This is a genomic window from Nitrospinota bacterium (assembly GCA_027619975.1).
Classification (GTDB): Bacteria; Nitrospinota; Nitrospinia; order Nitrospinales; family VA-1; genus JADFGI01.
This window is the reverse complement of record JAQCGX010000018.1, coordinates 1-18,111: the sequence shown is the minus strand read 5'-3', so window position 1 is coordinate 18,111 and position 18,111 is coordinate 1. Positions and strand designations below refer to the sequence as shown.

Genomic DNA, 18,111 nt, shown 5'->3' with positions numbered 1-18,111 from the left:
CAATAAGTTACATCCCTAAGCGCAAACGATCGGCCAGGGGAAAAGGAAGACCGGCAGCGAGGATTTTCTTTTGCGTGGATTCAAAATCGTACTCATATCTTTGAAATTCAATGGTTGCCGCATCAGAATCATAGACCACAAATGAAGGTTGCGGGTTGCCATCTCGCGGCTGCCCCAGGCTGCCAACATTGACGATATAGCGGCATTCCGGATCTAGCTCCCGGAACGAAGAGATGTAATCCTTTACCACCCCATCCGAACCTTGCTCAAGGATCACGGGCCGGTGGGAATGCCCGAGAAAACACAAGCGGGCCAAAAAATGATCGAAATTGATTTTCCCGTCCTTGCAGGAATTTACATAATGCCACTGATCGGGTTCAAAAGGCGATGAATGTACCCAGGTAACGCCATCTTCCTCTATTTCACAGGGAAGCGCCATCAGAAAAGCTTTATTCTCCTCGGACAATTCCTGACGGGTCCAGAGACAGGCCTGGTAGGCGTGTGGGTTAAAATAGGTCAGGCCGGTTTTTCCCACGACGGCAAAGTCGTGATTACCGCCTAAGATGATATCCGCATTTTCCCGAACCCATTCCACGCAGGCATTGGGATCGGCGCAGTAACCCACCAGATCTCCCAAAAATACTTTTTTATCGTGATCGAGGGTCGCCGCGATCCGGGAGAAGGCTTGCAATGATTCCAGATTGCTGTGCAGGTCGGAAAAAATGAGATATCTCATTAGGAAGCCACAACCGGAATCACCCGATGGATGAAGGCGTCTTTCCCTTGGGCATTTCCTTGAAAATTTTATCCAGAATGCCGTTGATAAAATCCGGAGATTCTTCACTGCCATATATTTTGGCGATTTCAACCGCTTCGTTGATAACAACTTTGGGAGGAATGGTCTGACTGAAATGCAATTCACACACGCCAAGCCGCAAAATATTACGGTCGATCACCGTCATGCGATCAAGAGCCCAGTTCTCGCTGTATTTTTTCAGGATACCGTCGATCTCATCAATATGATTGAGAACTTTTAAAACCAGTTCCTCCATGAAGGCTTTAACCTCTTCTTTGCAGGAAGTCCTTTCTGCAAACGAAGCCATCTGATCATCGAAATCCGCTTCATTAAATTCAAACTGATAAAGAAACTTCAATGCCAGCTCTCTTGAGAACCTTCGCTTCCCCATACCTGAATGCACCTATTTAAAAGAACTGATAATAACTAAAACCCATTGCACGTTCCTATTGGGCCCAGCGTCACACTGGCTAAATTTTCTTGTACAAATTAGCCATTTCAATGGCGGCAAGCGCCGTTTCCCAACCCTTGTTGCCGGATTTGGACCCCGCTCTTTCGATCGCCTGCTCCAGATTATCTGTCGTCAACACGCCAAACAAAACCGGAACAGAAGATTCCAACGCGATGCTTCCCACTCCTTTTGCGGCCTCGCCGGCAACATAACCAAAATGTGGCGTCGCCCCGCGGATAACGGCTCCCAAACAGAGAATCGCATCATATTTTTTCCCGGCGACCATTTTTTTTGCCGCCATGGGAATTTCAAAAGCGCCGGGTACTTTTACCACTTCGATATCTTTCTCTACCGCTCCATGCCGTAGCAGGCAATCAAGTGCGCCTTCGACCAGGCGGCCGGTGATAAATTCGTTAAACCGGCTGACCACGATGCCAATTTTTAATCCTTTGGCATTCAAGTCTCCTTCAATATGGCTAACCATTTTTCTCTCCACCTTGTTCAGGATATGTTCTTGAGCATATGCCCCATTTTCTGCCGTTTGGTCTCAAGGTACTTGATATTATCTTTTCTGGGCTTCACCTCAATGGGAACCCGCTCCACCACCTCCAACCCATAGCCTTCCAGCCCGACAATTTTGCGTGGGTTGTTGGTCATCAGGCGGATCTTCCCAAGGCCGAGTTTATGGAGAATCTGCGCACCGATTCCATACTCTCTAAGATCCGGCTTGAATCCAAGAGCTTCATTGGCCTGAACGGTATCCTGTCCCTGATCCTGCAAAGCATAGGCCTTCAGTTTATTGACGATCCCGATGCCGCGCCCCTCCTGGTACAAATACAACAAAACGCCAGCGCCCTCTTCACTGATCATCTGCATTGATTTTTTCAGTTGATCGCCGCAATCACAGCGGAACGACCCGAACACGTCTCCCGTCAGACACTGCGAATGAACGCGCACCAGCGTCGGCACATCGGGCTTGACCTCGCCTTTGACCAAAGCAATATGGATCTGGTCAATCAGAACGTTGCGGAAAGTCACCGCGTTGAAGTCGCCGAACTCCGTAGGAAGGATCGTCGAAACTACTTCTTCGACCAGGGTTTCCCGTTGCAGACGGTACTCCGCAAGGTCCTTGGTGGTGATCATCTTTAAATTGTATTTTTTGGCAAACAGGGTCAATGAAGGCACCCGGGCCATTTCGCCATCGTCATCCATGATTTCACAAATGACGCCGTAAGGCGATATCCCGGCAAGCCGGGAAATATCCACAGAGGCTTCCGTTTGCCCCATACGCACCAGAACGCCGCCATCTCTTGCCCGCAAAGGAAAAATATGCCCCGGTTTGACCAAATCCTTTTTTTGGGTTTTCGGATCGATGGCCACCAGAATAGTTTTCGCCCGGTCGGCGGCGGAGATTCCTGTCGTCACCCCGTCCCTGGCATCAATTGAAATGGTAAAAGGGGTTTCAAAAGCCGACTGGTTGTCTTCAACCATCATCGTCAACCCCAGTTCCCGGGTTCGCTCCTCGGTCAGGGCCAGGCAGATCAGCCCCCGGCCATATTTGGCCATAAAATTGATAGCCTCGGGAGTCACCTTTTCGGCGGCAATCATCAGATCGCCCTCGTTTTCCCTGTCCTCATCATCGACGATGATGATCATTTTGCCCTGTTTTACATCTTCCAGAGCTTCATCTATGGTGCTGAACGCATCGCTCATAACTTTCCCTTAATAAAAATCCCTTTGCCTGATGATAAAAACTCCTGTCATAAGCCCACCCTTCAGGCTAAATCAGGGACTCATCGACCTATTATTACAAATAATTCTCTTTAACCGATTTTATATTATCCAACATGAACCTTTGGGATAAAATCATGCACTCATAGAGCCATAATCACAAAAAACCCTTTTGCCGGAGCAGATCAAGGGAGACCTTTTGTTCCGTCGGGGACGATCCCAACAAAGTTTCACAGGCTTTAAAAACGTATTTACCAATCATATCACATTCAATATTCACCCGGTCCCCGATTTTGCGGGCGCTCAAATTCGTATGGGTATGCGTGAAGGGAATAATTGATACGGAGAACCGATTATCCATGCAGGAAAATACTGTGAGGCTGATTCCATCGATGGCAATAGACCCTTTTTCAATGATAAAAGGGGCGAGTTCTGGAGGATACTCGAACCGGAACAGGATTTCCCCACTTTTACTTTCTAACTCCACCACCGTAGCCACTTGGTCGACATGGCCTGAAACAAAGTGTCCGCTGATTTTTTGCGAGGGGGTGAGCGAACGCTCCAGGTTTACCTTAGTCCGCTCCTTGACCTCCTTAAAACCCGTACGGTTCAAAGTTTCGGTGCTTAAATCCGCAACGAAATAATGATCCCCTGATTCTCGGACCGTCAGGCAAACACCGTTGACAGCGATACTTTCTCCCAACTCGAAATCACTGAAACCCGATTCAGTACGAATCACCATCTCGGCTTTTTCATCCCCACGCGTTATTTTTTCCACCGTTCCCAGGCTCTGAATGATACCGCTGAACATTTTTTAATTTCCCTTTTTATCAATAAATTACTTGCGCCGCACTTATTAAAGATAGCCTTCCAGTAACCAATCGTTGCCAATGGAACTGACGGTCATGTTTTTTATTTTAAGAGCGTCCGCAAGACGCGATATTCCGTTTCCACCGACAGGCCCTGGAGCATCCCGCCCTCCAATTAATATTGGAGCCACAAAAACCATCACCTTGTCCACCAGCCCCGCTTCCAGAAAACTGGCATTCACCTCACCCCCACCCTCGATCAATACCGAGGTCAATTCTTTCTCACCCAACGTCTGCATCAAATGCTGCAAATCGACTTTGCCCTTTTTTTCTTTTAGGGAAAGAACTTCCACTCCTTTTTGAATCAGGGCCTTCTTCCGGGAAACAGAGATGTTTTTACCGGCAATATAAAAGACTCGCTGGGAATCTGTGTTTTTAAAAACGTTGGCATTCAAGGGGACAAGATTTTCATTGTCCAAAACAACCCGAACGGGATGCTTGACGTTGGACTTTTTTCCCAGCCGGGTAGTCAACAAGGGGTTGTCCGCAACTATAGTCCCGGCGCCGGCGACGATCGCATCGACTTCATTGCGGATTTGATGCACTCTCTGTCTGGCTTTAGCGCCGGTGATCCATTGGGATTGCCCCGAACTCGTGGCAATTTTCCCATCAAGGGAAACAGCGGTCTTTAATATAACAAAGGGTCGGTGGGTGCAAATATATTTTACGAAAACTTCATTCAATCGGGTGCATTCCTGGCCAAGCACCCCGGTTACCACCTCGATACCCTTTTGCCGCAATTTCCGGAACCCTTTTCCTCTGACCAGTTTGTTTGGGTCGCTCATTCCCACGATGACTTTACGAATGCCTGCGGCAATAATCGCATCCGTGCATGGCGGGGTTTTCCCAAAGTGACAGCAAGGCTCGAGGTTGACATAAAGATCCGCCCCGTTGGCTTGAGAACCCGCTTTTTTCAGAGCTTCGATTTCTCCATGCGGAAAACCGGCTTTTTTATGATACCCCTCCCCCACCACGCGGCCATTTTTGATGATCACAGCGCCTACCATCGGGTTGGGAGATGTCCTCCCTGCACCTTTTCGGGCCAGTTCCAGAGCACGGGCCATATAGTAGTCTGGGGATTTCTCAGTCAAGTCAGTCGCGGGAAAAACCTTTTCAAGTTTTCAAACGCCCTCGGGTTGTCATGGAAAAGGAAATATTGTGGAGAGTATTATAGCAGGAGGACAGGAGTGCATGGAAGATGGAACCTGTAAAGTAAATTGCACCGATTACCCGCCTCTCCGTAAAACATCCACCATTTGTTTGCGGATACTTCCGCGCTGGTAAACAATCTCAATCCTGCGGTTGGCGGCGCGATTAATCGCGTTGTTATTTGGCAGTTTAGGACGAAACTGAGCCAACCCCTCTATGGAAAGATTTTCAGGCGAAAAACCCGCTTCGACGAACATGCGTGCCACATCAGCGGCTCGGGAAGCGGACAGCTCCCAATTGGAAGGAAACCTTTCCGTATGGATGGGGGAGTCGTCCGTGTGCCCTTCAATCTTCACATCGTAATGAAATTGTTTGAGTAGATCAAAGACCTGGTTGATGACTTTGGCGCCTTCACGACTCATTCGAGCCTGGCCAGATGGAAATAGTACCGTATCGGAAATGGTGATGATCGCTCCTCTTTCATCAGAAGAAACCTCGACCTGTCCCGCCAGCTTGTTCTTATATACGAACTCTTCTACTTCGGAGGCAATTTCCTCAATTTCCTTAGACACCATCGCCCCAACTTCATCAATGGCGTTGACACTCTCTTCATTCACCTTCATCGTCATGACATCGAGTCCCTGACGGGTTCCGGCTTCAGGAAGATCATCCGTACCCAAAGCGCTCTTGAGGGATTCCTTGATCAACCGCCATTTCTCGTCCTCAATAGACCCCATGGCGAATAAAAGAATGAAGAATACCATCAACAGGGTGACCAGATCGGCAAAGGTCATGACCCATGCCGGGATCCCTTCCGCCCCGTCCTCCTCCTCTTCGTCTTCTTCTTCAGCCGGATCCGGCTCTTTTTTCTTTTCTTCTTCAGCCATAATCAGTTATTTCTTGGCGGGGGTTTTACCGCCCTTGTCGTCTTCCTTGTTGGACTTTTTCCCGTGGTACGAATCAAGATAGTTTTCCAGAACATCCTGCATAAATCGCGGGTTCACACCTTTGCGAATGTAGGAAATGCCTTCCAGGACAAGATTCATTTCCAGGGTTTCCGTGGCACTGCGACGCTTCAACTTGACGGTCATGGGAATGAAGAACAGGTTCGCCAAAACCGCACCGTAAAAAGTGGTGATCAAGGCAATGGCCATTTTTGGTCCAACGGAATTCACGTCGGACAAATCGGCAAGCATCTGGATCAAACCGATCAAAGTTCCCACCATGCCAAAAGCCGGGGCAAAAGCACCCATTTGATTGAAAATTTCCCAACCATCCTTATGAGATTTCAGGATCTGTTTGATTTCCCTTTTCAGCAAGGCATTTACCGTGGCTTCATCTTTTCCATCCACGGTCATCTCCAACCCTTTTTTCAGAAACTCGTTATCGATATCCTTGAGCTTCAACTCAATGGCCAGAACGCCGCCTTTACGGGCAACATTACAAACGTCCACCATGGATTGAATGAGTACATAGTGATCGGATTTTCTGACCAGAAATACCCGAACAAACAGTCCCATCACCTTGAAAACTTCATTCATCGGGAAAGCAATAAATATGGCCGCCAGCGTCCCGCCCATTACGATCATGGCTGAAGGAGCACTCCAAAACAAGTCCAGGCCACTGTTCATTAGAATAGACCACAGAACCAGGCCTATTCCCGCTACAATTCCTGCTAAAGTTGCTATATCCATAGTTTAAGTCGGTTGTTTAATTTTTATGGTGCCGGCAATGGGATCGACGGCGTGAAAATTTAAAATTTTACTGAGAATATCTGCATTCAGAACCGTCCCCTTTATCAGGATATTGATTCCCGACTCTGAATAAATATTGGAAGCCAACTCCATCCCTTCCACCAGTGCAAATACAGTGCAATCCAGAGTTTTTTCGTCACCGGACTGCATTTGGGTTTGCACATACTCACCCAGGAAATTCAAAACATCTTCATCGAAAAATTTCCCGCGTTGTTGTTCGGTAACCGCGAAGGTTTCTGATGGGCTGGAATCCGGGTTTAAAATTCTGCAATGGTCAAAATAACTGGCGGCAGACACGATTCTGGAGCCAATAGGAATCCGGTCTCCATAGAGGTTGTCGGGAAACCCGGACCCATCGACATTTTCATGCAGATGCCGAATAATGTTGGCAGTCAGCTCGAATCCCGGAAAACTTTTGAGAAGCATCTCCCCCACAAGGGAATGGTTGGTTCGTGATCGACTTTTCCCCTCGTTCATCGCTTCCAACCTTTTTTCCTTCGAAGGCAGGGCCACAATTCCCAACTCGTGCAAACGCGCCGCGGATTTGATATTGCGAGTTTGATAATCGGTGAGCTGCATTTTTTCGGCTATAAACGTGGAAATTTTCGCAACCCGCTCCGAATGTCCGCGGTGGTCGGCCTGGTGCATCTCTATGATGCTGGCGATCAGGGACTCTGTGGATTCAAACCGGTGGCCCAATTCTTCGATCATAGAGGAAATCTGTAAATTCTTTTCTTCCAATTGGTAGTTCAGTTCCGTCACTTCCTGGAGATTGACCCCGAGCCGTCTCTTGTCCACCTGAAGCTCAACATTCAAGTCGGCCACTTTTTTATGAAACGCCTTCAATTGCTCCAGAGATTCTTCCAATTGCTGGTTTTTTTCGTAAATGGCATTTTCCTGCCGGGCGGCCCGTAAAATAGAATTCACCGCAAATAGAAATTCGCCTTTCTTAACGGGTTTTGAAAAATAAGAATCCGCCCCGGCTTCTCTGGCCTTGATGGCGACATCAGTTTCCGGTTCATAGGGCGACATCAAAATGATGGCACATTGCGGGTGATTCTTGCGGATTTGCCGGCATATATCGAACCCGTCTTTTCCGGACAATTGAATATCGCAAAGAACAATATCGGCTGGCATCTTGAGCATCTGATCGAGCCCTTGTTCACCCGTCAGCGAATGAAATATTTGCACCTCACTGGAATCAAAAGCGTGATTGATAATTTCCCTCACCTTTCCGGACAGTGCGGGGTCTTCATCAATACAAAGGATTTTTTTTGCGAGTCCCTTGATATTCAAATACCTGATCTCCAAATGAGTTCTGATTGAAAATTCAAAAAATTATGCATACCTAACAGTCATCCAAGGTAAATCTATTTGGAAAATAGGAAGTTTGAACACATCACTCCCTGAAATTTCCCCAAAAATGGAAACTTACCTGAGCACCACAATTCTGTTAACTTATTGAAATTAGGATAAATACAACCATTTAGAGAGTCAAGAAAAACTTTACCCTGTTCAGGGTAGGGGAAAAAAGGGGACGGTTTTTCAATGGTTCTTCAGGGGGAATAATTTATTGGTCTGCGGATTTTTTTTGCGGCTAAGTAGGGGAAAACTAAAATTTTTCGCCAGTTTCAGTCGTCTTCGTCATCCTCTTCCTCAATTTCAGTGAACTGGGGGCCTGAAACACAACGAAATCCCACCGCAAGATGCCGCTCGGAAGGATCAAAAGAGTTACGGAACTTGCATTTGGAGTGGACCAGGTAGTTGAGCCAGGACCCTCCGCGAACGATCCTTTGGGTCGAGTGTTTGGATGCATGATGTTGAACGCACCATTCCCAAACATTACCGGCCATATCAAAACACCCGTAGGGAGAAATCCCTTGCTCAAACTCATCCACAACATTGGTTCGTCCCATCACATAATCGCAGGTATTGTTGTAGCCGTTTTGATAACCAAACGCCTCTCCCCAGGGATAATCCCGTCCATCGGTTCCGCGTGCGGCTTTTTCCCATTCCTTCTCAATGGGCAGACGTTTCCCCAGCCAGATGCAGAACACCAGGGCTTCAAAATAATTGATGCCGATGACTGGCTGATCCTCCTCATTGGAATACTTGGAAAAACGGTGTCGATGGTTGGGATCAAACGCCCGGTACAGGATGTTGGTCACCGGAAACTTCATAATGGAATATTCCTTAAGATTGATCTGGTCCTCTTCATCCTTTTCATCCTGATAAATGAACTTCCCGGCGGGAACGGTCACCATTTCGCTCCATCTCTTTATCAGAGAGGGTTTCACCTGTTCCGGGTCTCTGGATTCAGCCAGGAAGTCCGTCAGCTCCTTTATATTCTGGAGCGGTTCAAAATCCTGAGTATCCACCAGGGCATGAAGATCCATATCGTATAAGGACACCAGCAATTCCAGGGTCGCGAACAATATCCGGCTGTCCCTTTTATGGCGTTTGAGAATATCGGCAATACGCTGTAAAAGGACTTCCCGGTCCACCGCTTCAATCACATCACGCGTTTGCACCAGGCGACACTTGGAAAATTGCGGCAGGGATTCCTTGCACTGGTACTTCAGCAGATGATTGACCAGTAGCGATTTTTCCTTGGAGAGGTCTCTCGTCTCCCACAAACAATTGCCCGCCAAAAATACCGCGCCTTCTTCGAGAAGAATCTCGAACAGCTCATCACCGGGAACCATTCCCGCCAAAAACCGGATGACCTCTTCCCAGGGTTCCTGACGGCAGTGTTCGTGCACAAGCTCCTGCCAATTCGGGTGGGCGGCCAGATATCGGGCGGCAAAGAATTCCTGAAAGGAAGGATGCCGGTATTCAAAGCGCATGGCGGTCTGCTGAAAAACACAATCCAGCCCGTCAGCAAAACTCACTTCTTCCCCTTTTTCATTCAGAATTATCAGAGCTTCCTTAGAATCTCTCAGGATTTCCTTGGAAAACCCCAGTTCGACATCCTGGAACCGTTGCGCCTGTTCCTTTTGAAACAAGTCGAATGAAACTTTCATCAACCATTGAACGGGGTTCTCGGGGTTGTTCTCCTGATCGGCTTCCTGAAATTGCGCCAGCATATGATCGAAATAGGCCGCATATATATCCCCGCGTTTTTCCACTCCCTCCAAAAGCTCGTTCGCTTCAAGCGTATGGATCATCTTCAATAACAGAGGCGTATTTCCCAGCTCAGGGAAATTAGCGAAAATTGTTTTCAACACATTGTTTTTATTGGCATCGCCGAGAAAAAAGTTTCGATCTTTCTCATCGACTTCCTGAACCTCCATCTGAAACGCAGAGTCCTGCCCTTTTTTAACCACCGTATCCGCCGCCAGGGATCCCAGATGGAACTTGCGCGTCGCCAGCACCACAAAACTACTGTTGAACGCATTGTCATCCACAAAGGTTTCGAAATAGACGTGGAACCGATCCTCAGGGTCCAGCTCATCCAAGCCATCAAGAAGAAACTGGATTTTCCCGGTTCTGAAGATCATTTCTATCGTTCCGAGAAGAAGGTCCTCATCCAGTTCCAGTCCGTCAACTTCTTCCTGTTCCAATAAAACAACTTGCAGGATTTCTTGATATATGGTTTCGTAAAATTTGGCGAATCCCGTCCGGGCTGGCAGGTCGCCCAAATGAAAATACAATGGCAGGGGATAAACAGGATGCGCGACTCCCTTCAGCCGTTGCTCCTGATACCCTTTAAGATAAGTGGTTTTGCCCATACCCAGCCCAGCCTGGAGCAAGAACTTGAGACTGTTGATCTCTAAAAGATCCTCATGGATGGCTCTGGGCGAAGGAAACACCTGCTCTTGCAGACTTTGGCGGTGATCAATGGGGTTGGTATCCAGCAAAACCTGGGGGATCACGTTTTTCCGTCCCCTCCCCTCGCCTACTGTTGCATCCATCCAGGCGGACACCGCTTTGAGCTGGTGTTTCCGAAAGGTTTCTATCACCCAACCCTGAGATTCCTCGAGCTTCGATTGAACGACGGGCAATTCATCACCAACATGGATCGGGACGGGCAAATCATTTGTTTCACTCATAAGACAGGTTCTTTATAATCAATGGGTATCCAGAGCATCCAAAAATTGATATTTTTCGGATTAGACTCAAAGTTTAAATTGAATTTTAGAGGCAACATTAAAATTTTATCACAAGGCATCCCCTTGCAGAACATCAATAAACAGAAATAACTCATGATCCCTCTGGGCGACGACATTCCCACGCGCAACTTCCCGATAATCACCCTACTGGCCATCGGAGCCAATGTTTTTATATATTTCCAGACATTTTTCAACGCTTCCGTTCCACCGGACATGATATTTAACGAATATGGCCTGGTTCCCTACGCACTGGTCCGCGCCCCCGTCACGTTTTATCCAAATATCTATTCCTCGATGTTTCTGCACGCTGGATTTTTGCACTTAGCCGGAAACATGCTTTATCTCTGGATCTTCGGGAATAATATTGAAGACATCCTGGGGAAATTCCGCTTTATCTTGTTCTACCTGGTTTGCGGGACCATTGCAGCCCTCGGGCATGTCGCCACCGATTTCAATTCAGTGATTCCCATGGTCGGCGCCAGCGGTGCGGTATCGGGAATCCTGGGCGCCTATCTGGTGCTGTTCCCCTTTGCGAGAATCAAAACACTGGTGTTTTTATTCATTTTTGTCACCATCATCCGCGTTCCCGCTTTGTTTCTTCTCGGTTTGTGGGTCTTGATTCAGGTGGGAAACGCCATGGCCCAATCGGGAGGCGCAGGGGTCGCGTGGTTCGCTCATATCGGAGGGTTTTTAGCGGGCATGCTTCTGATTCTGCCGTTCCGCCGAATGCGTGCTTGAAAACCCAGAATCCCCTGAATCGCGTTGTTGAAACTGAATAGGGAAGATCGGAGAATTGTCGGCAAGGACATTCAAAAGGTTGAATTTGGCTGGCCGATTGGTATGCCTTACAGCAAACCTCTGGGACATGGGCTTTATGAAGTCCGTAGCGACATTTCAGATAAACGCATAGCGCGAGTCATTTTCCTGATAACCAATAATAAAATGGTGCTCCTGCATGGCTTTGTGAAAAAGTCCCAGAAGACACCGCAAGCAGATTTAGACCTCGCGAAGAAGAGGAAAAAGGAGGTAGAGCAATGAGCAAGAAAACCAAAAACCCTCACGTTGGATCATCTTTTGATGATTTTCTCGATGAACAGGGAATGCTTGAGGAATGCGAACATCTGACCCTTAAAGAAATTCTGGCGGATCAGATTCGCAAGGCTATGTCCGACAACCAAATTTCTAAAACAGAGATGGCGAAGAAAATGGCAACCAGCAGAAGGCAACTGGATCGATTTCTCGACCCTGCCGTTTCAAATGTAACACTCGCTACCATGTCAAAAGCCGCCCGCGCCGTGGGCCGTGAGCTTCATATAACGTTGGTTTGAAAATGAAAACTCAAATTCTGTGAAATAACAGTTATAACGGAAAAACGGACCTTCGATTGCGTTGACCGGTTGAAGTCACAACCCAAAGCGGACATTGCAGATCAGCCAATTTGCAGTGGAAACTGCGCGAAGCGGTGCGGAACGTCAATCAAACGTTGGCGGAACTCAATCTGGAAAAGCACCCCGATAAAACCTACATCGGGAAAATAGAAAAAGGATTTGATTTTCTGGGGTACCGCTTTGAGCCCCGAGGACTTGGGTTAGCCCTCGGGACAGTGGTAGCACAGGCTTTCCAGCCTGTGGCCAATAAAGTTAAAAGGAGGACTTACACGATGGCAAAATTTTCAATCACCATGCCCGATGAGATGGGCAACTACATCCAGTCCGCAATGAAAACCCGGCAGTTTGAAAACACCAGCGAATATTTCCGCCACCTGGTGCGCCAGGATCAGGAACGGGAAAGCAAGATCGTCGAATTACGCAATATGCTGGATAAGGCCGAAGCCAGCGGAATCAGCGAGCACACAGCGGAGGATATCTGGAAGGAGGCGGAACAGAGACATCTGAAACGCAGTGGCTAAATATATCCTCACCAAGGATGCTAAAAACGATCTTGCCGCCATCGCGGATTACACCATTGAAACCTTCGACATCGAACAAGCAGGGCATTACCGAGACGGTTTATTTCAAGCCTTTAAAACACTCAAATGAGCCTGCTTGAGGACTGGAGTAATCATTGCCGTTCGTACGGCGCCTGAAAAACAATCACTCACTTTTCTTCGATATTGTTGCCAATATACGAATAAATGCATCAACAGATTCACGTGATGCGGATTCGTCCATGGTGTGATATCCGGTTGTGGGTATCTGTATTGTGGTGCCGTCAACCAGTCCATTTGAACCCATAATTATTCTACCCATTTCCGTGCTACCGACGGACCGGGGTTTTTCACCCAGACTCAACAGTCGTGCGTTATCTTCTTCAACGTACCTGTCTTTGTACAAAAAGCTGATATTATTTGTTCGGCATAAATCTTCAATCAGACTCGTGGCCTCCCTGTTAAAGCTGGCATTGGCATCTTTTTCTCTGAGAACCAGCATCTGGTTATTCGCTGTCTCAATACTGGGAAAAGGACTGGTATCCACTACGAAAAGTCGATTGGTCGATCCACCAAATCGACGAAACCATTCCAGCAAATAACGCCAGCTTTTGCCAGACTCTTCCTGTGCGGTAAAAAATGCGGTGCCCTGAAAACCGAGACTGAATAAATGCACAAGCACTGCGGCAGTCAATACATTATCTAATTGTCCTTGCAGTCGGCCGTTATTGACTTTAAGTTTATCCTTAAACGCGATAGGCGTTCCGGCAACAACATCACCAAGCCCTTCTATTTCGAAAATCAGGTTGTTTCTATACTCGCAGACATAGGAACGTTTAATAATGCCATTTCCCCGGTAGACACCAGACCACGGCTCGTAGGCATATACTGGGTCGGACTGAAATCGCCCGGTCACCTTTGTCATCAATTCTTCAGAAACAGAATTATTTAAAAGGTCCGTCCTGTTGGCAGAAAGGAATGCAGCGTACTGAAATTCTTTTGGGCCTGTGCAAATCAAGCCATGCCGATCGATATGCGCAGAAAACATGATGCTAAGGGGTTTGTTGCCCTGAGCGACCAGTAACCCTTCGTACCAGGTGACATTCGCACCCCTTTCTTCAAGTTCACGTTGCAACACTCTAAAGAATGAGTGCTCCGCACCCACGACACTGGGATGCCTTATAATAGATTTTAGTAGGTCAATAAATTCGTTACTTAGCACTGGAGTCGCGTGAGTTATATAAAGTTGGCCTGTCTCCGCAAAAAACCGGATATGCGGGAAATTGGCTTAAAAGAATTGTAATACTCGGGAATTATCTTCATGTAACGTACTTTGGTACGGGAAGAGAACCGTTTAAACATATTGCTCCTCAGCCTGACTTTTTCTATCCAGGCTGCGTTATGAAATGTCCGCTCTGGGAAATTTCAATCTTGAAACGTAAACATTAAAACAAGCAGCCCCACGATCAACGTGATGAACAGAATTCCGATCACGCTCATGACCCAGCCACTGCCGCCAAAGGTGGGATAATTGGGAATATTCGGGTTTACCGGGGTGTCGCAATGAGGGCAATTCCGCAAATCTTCGGAAACTTCTTTTCCGCATTCACGGCACGGGGTCATAGTTACGTTCCTCTCCCAATTCCTTCAGGGTTCATTATTGAACCATGCAGAAATTAAAAATCTGTTTTTTTATGCAAGTGCAGATAATATTTTTCCAAATCCTTGACGGAAAACATCCCCACAATTTTATTATCCTTGGTCACTGGAAGATGGCGAATACGATTTTCTTCTATAATGGCGCAGGCTGAAGCAATGGTTTGATCCCGATCGATCGTATACTTAAGTTTTGTCATCAACGCGGAAACCTGCAAAGTCTTGGGGTCGCTTTCTCCCCTTAAAACCAGCAACATCCAATCCGTTTTGGTAAAGACCCCAACATACTCTTCACCATCCTTGACTAAAAGCGCGCCAATATTGTTTTTATTCATTTTTTCGAAGGCATCATAGGCAAGCTCATCCGGGCTTACAGAATAAATCGTGGTACTCATGTATTCACCGACTTTACTCATTTGAAAACTCCTTTTTCATTGATCCACTTCCTCTTATCAATAGAATAAACCTATTTAAACCCGTCAAGACCTTTTTGCTTCATGAGATGACAACGCAGAAGATCGAGAGCGGCCTGGGCGGCCCTCTCCTTGTTGCGGCCACGGTCCTGATGAAAAAGGTATTTCCGGCATTCGGTATGGCCCGCATCGCTCATGGCAATATATGTCAGCCCCACCGGTTTTTGCTCGGTCCCGCCTGTGGGTCCGGCGATCCCGGTGACGGCCACACCAAAATCGGTTCCGGCGCTTTTGCGAATCCCCTCGGCCATGGCTAACGCAACTTCCTCACTCACCGCGCCATATTCTACTATAAGTTCTTCCGCCACGCCCAGTCGCTTATGCTTGGCCTCGTTACTATAGGTGACCGCCCCCTCCAGAAAATACTCGGAACTTCCGGAAATTTGCGTCAGGCGATGGCCGATCAACCCACCGGTGCACGATTCGGCCACGGCGACCGTCTGTTTTTTTTGCAGGAGAAGCTCGCCCACTATCCCTTCGAGGGTTTCATCATCTCTGCCGAATAGATGGGTTGCAATTTTTGTGTTTATCAGGTTATCCGCTTCATCCAACCGGGCCTTCGCCTCAACTTCCTCTTTTGCCAGGGCGGACAATCGAATGCGGACCCCAAGGTGAGACGGCAACGATGCCACCGTCACCAGCTTTTCCAAGGGCGCAACCGAACCAATCAGGGACCAGAGATCAGCTTCGGAAAGTCCCGTGGTGAGCAGCACCCGATGCCATATTTTAAACCCATCCGGGGACGACAGCTTAGGTTCGATATATTTTTCGAACAAATATTCCATCTCCAGCGGAACGCCGGGCAGGGCATAAAGCATTTTGCCTTCTTTTTCAAACAGCAATCCGGGGGCCGTGCCTTTCTCGTTTAACAGAACCGTCGCGGCCTCGGGCACGTTCCACTGGCTTTGGACCCCTTCAGGCACTTCCCTGCCCCTGGTTTTAAAGAACCCCGTAAGCATTTTAGCGACTTGCTCGTCCTTTTTGAACCCTGACTTATACAAGTCGGCAAGAACGGCCTTGGTGATATCGTCATGGGTCGAACCCAACCCGCCGGTGACGATGACAATGCCCACTCTTTCCTGGGCTTCCTGAACCACGGTCTGAATCGTCGTTTTATCATCTCCGACAGCTGTGAATCGGGACACATTGACTCCTATGGACTGCAAGCGGGCACTCAGAAACCGTGAGTTGCTGTCCTGAATCAAGCCACTAACGACTTCATTGCCGATGGCAATAATTTCCGCCTGCCGAACTCCCGATTCGTTAGAAAACAAGTGCGCTCCTTCACCCTTTCCAGGTCACTCAAAAATAATATTTTAGAACGGAGTTTGCTAACCTTGCGTCATTTGAATTAATATAAACTTTAACTGTTTGAAACCCAAATCTATTCACTGTTTGATGCCTGCCCCATCAGGAAAACCTAAATCAATGGTTTATATTTAATATGAATGAACTGCAACAGTTATTGAACGATCTCAAAAACCCTAGTCCTGCCACACGCAACCATGCCACCCAGGAACTCTGGTCGCTATGGTACCAGGAAGCCGGAAGCCAAGCCGAAGAGCAGCTCAACCAGGGAACGAGGCTGATGGGCGAAAACCAAATGGAAGACGCCAGGCAGGTCTTTGAAGATCTTTTAGAAAGTTATCCTGATTTTGCCGAAGCCCATAACAAACTCGCCACGCTTTTATTTCTACAGGACGAGCTTGAAGAATCGGTTGTCGAATGCGAACGCACGATTCAAATCAACCCGCACCATTTTGGCGCCTTGCACGGTATGGGAATGTGCCTATACAAACTCGCCCGTTACGATGAAGCCCTGAAATGTTTTAAACGCGCCATCGAAATCCAGCCTTACGCCGACGCCAACCGGGAGTTCATCGCCCAGTGCCTCGGAAAATTAAATTGAACACCTATTCAACCCTCTCCAAAGAAGAAATCGCAAAGAAGACCTTCCGGTGCGACCTGGCGCGCGGCGGGTTCGAAGGCATGCTGGCGACGGGATCGCAAACCTTTTGCCTTTTCATCGCCATCCGTTACTTTCAAGCGGACGAAAACTTGAAATCCCTGATCGCTGCGGCTCCCTTCATGGGAATGTTTCTTTCTCTCATCTTCGTGCATTACGCCGAAGGAACCCGCTGGCGGAAATCAATATTGGGAGCCCTGCCTTCCGTCATGACCGGAGTGTGCCTGCTCATTGCCGCCTGGTCCAAAACGGTGGAAATATTCTCCCTGTTTATTGTCATCGGATACATCGGACGAAGCGCATTACTGCCACTTTTAACGGATATTTACGGCGACAATTATCCTGCCGATAAACGCGGCAACTATTTCTCCATTCCCCTCATCCTGACGGTCGGGGTATCGGCGGCGTTTGGTTATCTTGGCTCATCCTTATTGGAAGTCGATATAGAATACTTTACCTGGCTATTCACCTTGATGGGTTTTTGCGCTTTGGCCAAAGCGGGGGCAATCTATTGCATGCCATCAAAAAATATTGAAGCTAATGCGCACTGGCATCCTCTCGCCAACTTCAAATATGTGGTGCAGGATCGTGCCTTTGGATATGTGTTGTTCACCTGGTTCATCATGGGGTTCGCCAACCTGTGGACGATTCCCTTGCGGGTAGATTACGTCACCTCTGCCGAATTCGGCATAGAAGGTTCCGCAATTTTTGTGGCCATGATCATCACCGTCATTCCCGATACCATCCGCATGCTTTTCATCCCCTTCTGGGCCAGAATGTTTGACCGCATGAACTTTGTGACCCTTAGAATAATTCTCAACTTGTTATTCGCCGTGGGCGTTGGGGCGTTTTTCATATCGAAAAATCCGTGGGTCATCGGCATCAGTTCAGGATTGATCGGATTGGCATTTGCAGGGGGAAGCATCGCCTGGAGTTTATGGGTGACAAAATACGCGCCACCGGGGAAAACGGCGGCTTATATGTCCGTTCATGTGTCTCTGACAGGGATACGGGGAACTATCGGCCCCATGATCGGCTATTGGGCTTATGAAAAAATTGGCGTGGTCAATGTAGGTCTGCTTTCAGCGGCCATGATGGTTGTGGCCAGCTTGATGCTCATTCCTGAAATCAAGCACGGAAGAAGAAAATAGAGGAGGGTCTAGCAGGTTGCTGAAAAACTATTTTTGGGACCTTAAAATGTTAATTTCAAGTTTACTGTTAATTTAA

At 47.8% G+C, this 18,111-nt stretch carries 20 protein-coding genes and 1 pseudogene; 7 read left to right on the top strand and 14 right to left on the bottom strand.

The features are described 5' to 3' along the window. Positions 1-7: 7 nt before the first annotated feature. The 10 genes from O3C58_07920 to O3C58_07875 all read right to left on the bottom strand — a co-directional run bounded on the left by O3C58_07920 (position 8) and on the right by O3C58_07875 (position 10,802). Entirely contained in the window at positions 8-736 is a 729-nt protein-coding gene (locus O3C58_07920) for a metallophosphoesterase family protein (protein MDA0691778.1), read from the bottom strand. A gap of 19 nt (positions 737-755) precedes the next feature. Further along, on the bottom strand, positions 756-1,187 hold the full coding sequence (nusB, locus tag O3C58_07915; GenBank protein ID MDA0691777.1) for a transcription antitermination factor NusB: 432 nt from the start codon (positions 1,185-1,187) through the stop codon (positions 756-758). A gap of 79 nt (positions 1,188-1,266) precedes the next feature. Next, positions 1,267-1,731 carry a 6,7-dimethyl-8-ribityllumazine synthase gene (ribE, locus tag O3C58_07910; GenBank protein ID MDA0691776.1) on the bottom strand — a complete coding sequence of 155 codons (465 nt, stop codon included), beginning with the start codon at positions 1,729-1,731 and terminating at the stop codon, positions 1,267-1,269. 17 nt (positions 1,732-1,748) lie between these two features. Continuing rightward, on the bottom strand, positions 1,749-2,960 hold the full coding sequence (locus O3C58_07905) for a bifunctional 3,4-dihydroxy-2-butanone-4-phosphate synthase/GTP cyclohydrolase II (protein ID MDA0691775.1): 1,212 nt from the start codon (positions 2,958-2,960) through the stop codon (positions 1,749-1,751). A gap of 175 nt (positions 2,961-3,135) precedes the next feature. After that, positions 3,136-3,789 (bottom strand): riboflavin synthase, encoded by a 654-nt coding sequence (locus tag O3C58_07900; GenBank protein ID MDA0691774.1) that lies wholly within the window; start codon positions 3,787-3,789, stop codon positions 3,136-3,138. Between the two features lie 45 nt (positions 3,790-3,834). Then, a complete protein-coding gene (ribD, locus tag O3C58_07895; GenBank protein MDA0691773.1) occupies positions 3,835-4,911 on the bottom strand; it encodes a bifunctional diaminohydroxyphosphoribosylaminopyrimidine deaminase/5-amino-6-(5-phosphoribosylamino)uracil reductase RibD in 1,077 nt (358 codons plus the stop codon). Between the two features lie 162 nt (positions 4,912-5,073). Continuing rightward, complete coding sequence (locus O3C58_07890; protein ID MDA0691772.1) at positions 5,074-5,883, bottom strand: OmpA family protein; 810 nt, start codon at positions 5,881-5,883, stop codon at positions 5,074-5,076. 6 nt (positions 5,884-5,889) lie between these two features. After that, positions 5,890-6,690 (bottom strand): MotA/TolQ/ExbB proton channel family protein, encoded by an 801-nt coding sequence (locus O3C58_07885; protein ID MDA0691771.1) that lies wholly within the window; start codon positions 6,688-6,690, stop codon positions 5,890-5,892. Positions 6,691-6,693: 3 nt separating this feature from the next. Beyond that, positions 6,694-8,046, bottom strand: coding sequence for a response regulator (locus tag O3C58_07880; GenBank protein MDA0691770.1), 1,353 nt, complete (start codon positions 8,044-8,046; stop codon positions 6,694-6,696). A gap of 335 nt (positions 8,047-8,381) precedes the next feature. Then, positions 8,382-10,802, bottom strand: a complete 2,421-nt coding sequence (locus O3C58_07875) for an SUMF1/EgtB/PvdO family nonheme iron enzyme (protein ID MDA0691769.1) — start codon at positions 10,800-10,802, stop codon at positions 8,382-8,384. A gap of 153 nt (positions 10,803-10,955) precedes the next feature. On the opposite strand from O3C58_07875, the gene O3C58_07870 reads away from it, so the two are divergent. The 5 genes and pseudogenes from O3C58_07870 to O3C58_07850 all read left to right on the top strand — a co-directional run bounded on the left by O3C58_07870 (position 10,956) and on the right by O3C58_07850 (position 12,901). Further along, complete coding sequence (locus O3C58_07870; protein ID MDA0691768.1) at positions 10,956-11,600, top strand: rhomboid family intramembrane serine protease; 645 nt, start codon at positions 10,956-10,958, stop codon at positions 11,598-11,600. A gap of 24 nt (positions 11,601-11,624) precedes the next feature. Beyond that, positions 11,625-11,900, top strand: a pseudogene (locus tag O3C58_07865) (type II toxin-antitoxin system RelE/ParE family toxin). Then, positions 11,897-12,190: a helix-turn-helix transcriptional regulator gene (locus tag O3C58_07860; GenBank protein ID MDA0691767.1), complete on the top strand. Its 294-nt coding sequence runs from the start codon at positions 11,897-11,899 to the stop codon at positions 12,188-12,190. Before O3C58_07865 ends, O3C58_07860 begins: the two are co-directional and overlap by 4 nt. A gap of 110 nt (positions 12,191-12,300) precedes the next feature. Continuing rightward, positions 12,301-12,771, top strand: a complete 471-nt coding sequence (locus O3C58_07855; protein MDA0691766.1) for a type II toxin-antitoxin system ParD family antitoxin — start codon at positions 12,301-12,303, stop codon at positions 12,769-12,771. Further along, positions 12,764-12,901, top strand: coding sequence for a type II toxin-antitoxin system RelE/ParE family toxin (locus O3C58_07850; GenBank protein MDA0691765.1), 138 nt, complete (start codon positions 12,764-12,766; stop codon positions 12,899-12,901). The genes O3C58_07855 and O3C58_07850 overlap by 8 nt, the downstream gene beginning before the upstream one ends. 54 nt (positions 12,902-12,955) lie before the next feature. On the opposite strand, the gene O3C58_07845 is transcribed toward O3C58_07850, so the two are convergent. The 4 genes from O3C58_07845 to O3C58_07830 all read right to left on the bottom strand — a co-directional run bounded on the left by O3C58_07845 (position 12,956) and on the right by O3C58_07830 (position 16,192). Further along, positions 12,956-14,011, bottom strand: a complete 1,056-nt coding sequence (locus tag O3C58_07845) for a peptidase M42 (protein MDA0691764.1) — start codon at positions 14,009-14,011, stop codon at positions 12,956-12,958. Between the two features lie 203 nt (positions 14,012-14,214). Continuing rightward, positions 14,215-14,412 carry a hypothetical protein gene (locus O3C58_07840; GenBank protein MDA0691763.1) on the bottom strand — a complete coding sequence of 66 codons (198 nt, stop codon included), beginning with the start codon at positions 14,410-14,412 and terminating at the stop codon, positions 14,215-14,217. Between the two features lie 53 nt (positions 14,413-14,465). Beyond that, positions 14,466-14,861 (bottom strand): CBS domain-containing protein, encoded by a 396-nt coding sequence (locus O3C58_07835; GenBank protein MDA0691762.1) that lies wholly within the window; start codon positions 14,859-14,861, stop codon positions 14,466-14,468. Positions 14,862-14,911: 50 nt separating this feature from the next. Next, positions 14,912-16,192 (bottom strand): competence/damage-inducible protein A, encoded by a 1,281-nt coding sequence (locus O3C58_07830; protein ID MDA0691761.1) that lies wholly within the window; start codon positions 16,190-16,192, stop codon positions 14,912-14,914. Between the two features lie 170 nt (positions 16,193-16,362). Here O3C58_07830 and O3C58_07825 point away from each other — a divergent pair, with 170 nt between their 5' ends. Together O3C58_07825 and O3C58_07820 are read left to right on the top strand one after the other, a co-directional pair. After that, positions 16,363-16,827: a tetratricopeptide repeat protein gene (locus O3C58_07825; GenBank protein MDA0691760.1), complete on the top strand. Its 465-nt coding sequence runs from the start codon at positions 16,363-16,365 to the stop codon at positions 16,825-16,827. Further along, on the top strand, positions 16,824-18,035 hold the full coding sequence (locus tag O3C58_07820) for an MFS transporter (GenBank protein MDA0691759.1): 1,212 nt from the start codon (positions 16,824-16,826) through the stop codon (positions 18,033-18,035). Before O3C58_07825 ends, O3C58_07820 begins: the two co-directional genes overlap by 4 nt. Positions 18,036-18,111: the final 76 nt, after the last annotated feature.

Excerpts from the sequence above, each read along its gene's own strand:
- nusB (MDA0691777.1), bottom strand. The coding sequence starts at position 1,187 with ATGGGGAAGCGAAGGTTCTCAAGAGAGCTGGCATTGAAGTTTCTTTAT.
- O3C58_07825 (MDA0691760.1), top strand. The coding sequence starts at position 16,363 with ATGAATGAACTGCAACAGTTATTGAACGATCTCAAAAACCCTAGTCCT.
- O3C58_07840 (MDA0691763.1), bottom strand. The coding sequence starts at position 14,412 with ATGACCCCGTGCCGTGAATGCGGAAAAGAAGTTTCCGAAGATTTGCGG.
- O3C58_07875 (MDA0691769.1), bottom strand. The coding sequence starts at position 10,802 with ATGAGTGAAACAAATGATTTGCCCGTCCCGATCCATGTTGGTGATGAA.
- ribE (MDA0691776.1), bottom strand. The coding sequence starts at position 1,731 with ATGGTTAGCCATATTGAAGGAGACTTGAATGCCAAAGGATTAAAAATT.
- O3C58_07890 (MDA0691772.1), bottom strand. The coding sequence starts at position 5,883 with ATGGCTGAAGAAGAAAAGAAAAAAGAGCCGGATCCGGCTGAAGAAGAA.
- O3C58_07920 (MDA0691778.1), bottom strand. The coding sequence starts at position 736 with ATGAGATATCTCATTTTTTCCGACCTGCACAGCAATCTGGAATCATTG.
- O3C58_07885 (MDA0691771.1), bottom strand. The coding sequence starts at position 6,690 with ATGGATATAGCAACTTTAGCAGGAATTGTAGCGGGAATAGGCCTGGTT.
- O3C58_07905 (MDA0691775.1), bottom strand. The coding sequence starts at position 2,960 with ATGAGCGATGCGTTCAGCACCATAGATGAAGCTCTGGAAGATGTAAAA.
- O3C58_07900 (MDA0691774.1), bottom strand. The coding sequence starts at position 3,789 with ATGTTCAGCGGTATCATTCAGAGCCTGGGAACGGTGGAAAAAATAACG.
- O3C58_07870 (MDA0691768.1), top strand. The coding sequence starts at position 10,956 with ATGATCCCTCTGGGCGACGACATTCCCACGCGCAACTTCCCGATAATC.
- O3C58_07860 (MDA0691767.1), top strand. The coding sequence starts at position 11,897 with ATGAGCAAGAAAACCAAAAACCCTCACGTTGGATCATCTTTTGATGAT.
- ribD (MDA0691773.1), bottom strand. The coding sequence starts at position 4,911 with ATGGCCCGTGCTCTGGAACTGGCCCGAAAAGGTGCAGGGAGGACATCT.
- O3C58_07835 (MDA0691762.1), bottom strand. The coding sequence starts at position 14,861 with ATGAGTAAAGTCGGTGAATACATGAGTACCACGATTTATTCTGTAAGC.